This is a genomic window from Dietzia sp. Cai40 (genome assembly GCF_014145165.1).
Lineage (GTDB): Bacteria > Actinomycetota > Actinomycetes > Mycobacteriales > Mycobacteriaceae > Dietzia > Dietzia natronolimnaea.
Map to the genome: position 1 here is coordinate 1 of NZ_JAALEB010000082.1, position 2,869 is coordinate 2,869.

General features: G+C 60.8%; 2 protein-coding genes. Both read left to right on the forward strand.

The window, feature by feature from the left end:
- The first annotated feature begins 290 nt into the window (after positions 1-290).
- Positions 291-905 carry a hypothetical protein gene (locus G6022_RS04130; RefSeq protein WP_083249842.1) on the forward strand — a complete coding sequence of 205 codons (615 nt, stop codon included), beginning with the start codon at positions 291-293 and terminating at the stop codon, positions 903-905.
- 761 nt (positions 906-1,666) lie between these two features.
- Entirely contained in the window at positions 1,667-2,446 is a 780-nt protein-coding gene (locus tag G6022_RS04135; RefSeq protein WP_119192861.1) for a ParA family protein, read from the forward strand.
- The last annotated feature ends 423 nt before the right edge of the window (positions 2,447-2,869 follow it).

A 2,869-nucleotide genomic window follows, 5' to 3' on the forward strand; every position in this document is an offset into this window, starting at 1 on the left:
CGCACGCTCCCGCGGCTGACGATGAGCACCTCCTCGCCGCCATCACCCGAGCGGTTCAGCAACGTCCCGATCCGCTTAGCCATCAGAAGTCCCTCTCGCCCGGTCTGTGTATCAATACACTCTAGACCCGACGGGATGGCGTTTCATAAGTATCGCACTAGACCCTGCGACACAGCAGCGATCGTTGGCGGCGTTCCGTCCCGCACGGGTGCACCCCAAAGGGGCGGAAGTTGTAAGAGGAAGTGCCGGGCTGGGTTGTCGCGGCCGATGGATACGGTGAGTAGGTGGAAATGACCTCGGCGGGTATGCGTGCGTTTGTTGATGAGTCCAGTTGCGTCCGGACCGATACAACTCAGGAGTACCTAATCGGGGCGGCCATCGTCACCGCAGGAGATTGCGACGAGATCCGAGAAGCGCTACGCCATCTTCGTCTTCCAGGCCAGATCAAACCTCACTGGACCGATGAAAGTGATCGCCGCCGCCGCACGATCACAGAGACAATCGCCGATCTGGGTTCCATGCACGTAGTCGTTGCACACCTCAGTGGGCGCAACCGAAAGACTGAGCGCCACAGGCGAAAGTGCCTGGAAACGCTCTACTACGAACTCGGAGAGGCTGATGTCCTAGACATCACTCTCGAACGGCGAAGCGACTCTCAGGACAAGCAGGACCGCGCCCATATCGTTTCGTTGCAGAACCAGGGTTGGCATCGGGGCCTGAGGATTAGCCACTGCCGTGGTGGCGATGACCCCTTGTTGTGGATCCCGGACGCTGTGCTTGGGGCGGTGAACGCGAGCTTCTCCGGAGATGTTAGCTACATCGATGTGCTCCGCGGCAGCATCCTGATCGAGAAGCGGACCCCCGAGTCTCTGATGCCAGAGTCTGGACAAAGCGAAAGGCCCTAGATCCAGTCGTCCGGCTGGGGTTCTAAGGCCTTCTTCCCGTTCCGTCGTAACGGTGGGCAGTTCCTAGCGTAGTGACGGCCCCCTCTGGGTGCAAGCCATTTCTACTTCCGGATGCTGGGAGCGGCTCCGACGAACCCCCGAGCGGATAACTGTCGGCTACAGTAGATCGGCCCCTACCTGCGCTAACAGTCCTTCTCTGGAGCTCCTCGGGTGTGCTTCGGTGGTGATCCCAAGCCCGTCCGGCGAGGCGCCCCGCCGCCGTCACGCCTATCTCTGCAGGTGCCGGCACCTCGTTCGAAGTCCTTCACGAGCTCGGAAACCTTACCTGGGACAACACCCGTCGCGTCCACATTCAAACGTTCCCCGATGACGACCCCGTCGGCCCCCTGACCGCCCGGCACGGGCTCGTTGATCGGGCCCCACGTAGTGGCCCACGTTCGACAGGCCCGTGGGGGCCCTAAGCGAATTGGGGTAGCGGCACCAGCGCCCGGCACACCGACCCGTCTCTGCGTGCACAACAAGCTAGAGAAGCACCAGTAGCGTGCTTGTCTACCGTTACTAGATTAACTAAGCTAGCACCGCTAGCTAGCCAAACGTTGATAGTTATGGCTGCTCCGCGAGCCTTCGCTACGTCACTATCTATCAGGGTTAGCCTCGCTAGCACTACGACGCGAACTACCCAGCGATTATCCGAGGGAACGTAACCGTCCAGCCAACCTAGCGAGCACCTGTGGTTGGCCGCCACTTCGAGAGGAACGCGCATGGTCCGCAAGTTAGCGCTCTGCAATCAGAAGGGCGGCGTCGGCAAAACTGCAACGACGCTCGGCCTGGCTAGTGCACTGAGCGATCAGGGACGCAATGTTCTGATTGTGGACGTCGACCCTCAGGGGAACTCCACCACTGGGCTCGGTGTCGAAATCACGGACGACATGATGACGACGTTCGACCTCATGAACCGAACCGCTGCGGGAGCTGCAGCCAATGCCGTCATCGCAACCCCTTGGGACAGGGTTGACCTCATCCCATCCAACGAAGCATTGGCCAACATCGAGTCGGACGGAGCCAACGATTTGATCTTCCGCCTCGACATCGCGTTCGAGGGGCTCGACCTCTCGGTCTACGACGCGGTCCTCTTCGATTGTCCACCGTCACTGGGGAAGTTGCTCTTTGCCGTGTTGTGCGCAGCCGACGGGGTCATTGCCATCACCGAGCCAACCATCGACAGTGTCCGGGGGATCGAAAACCTTCAGGAAACGATCCGCAATGTCCAGAGACGACCCAACCCCCGACTCGTGCTCGAGAAAATTGTCCTTAGCCGTAAGCGGGCCACCGGCGAACACCGATTCCGCGAGAGCGAGTTGCGTGAGACCTACGGAGAACTGGTCGCGAAGACCGCCATTCCGGAACTGACCGCCCGCCAGGACGCGCATAGCACTCACACGCCGATCCACAGGTTCACTGGCGGCAAGGCGTTAGCTCTCCAGGTCGCTTACACGGATCTACTTTCCGAGCTGGTAATCACCGAAGGGACTGCAGCATGAGCGTCCAGCGTGAACCCGCAATCCGACGAACTACCCACCCCGCAGCGGACTTGCCCGAGCGACCTACCCCGACTCCCGCGCCGCTGTCCGCCCCACAGACAAACCAGCCCGCCGCGCGGGGGGAGGAGCGACTGACGGAGCAGCACAATGTCCGGTTGCGCCCATCAACGAAAGCACGGCTACTCCGCGCGGTAGACAAACTGCGCTACGAAACAGGCGACCGCACTATCAGTATCGCGTCCATCACCGACAGCGCCATCGTCGAGTACTTGGAATCACGAGACTGCTGATCAGACATCGACAGGCTTCGGGCTCGAGTTCTGGCCTGCTGCGGTGATCTCGGACAGTGGGCCCTCCTAAAGTGAGGGACCTACCGAAATGAGATCCAGCAGTGAGTGCATCACGCAGGCGGTTCAGCCAGGA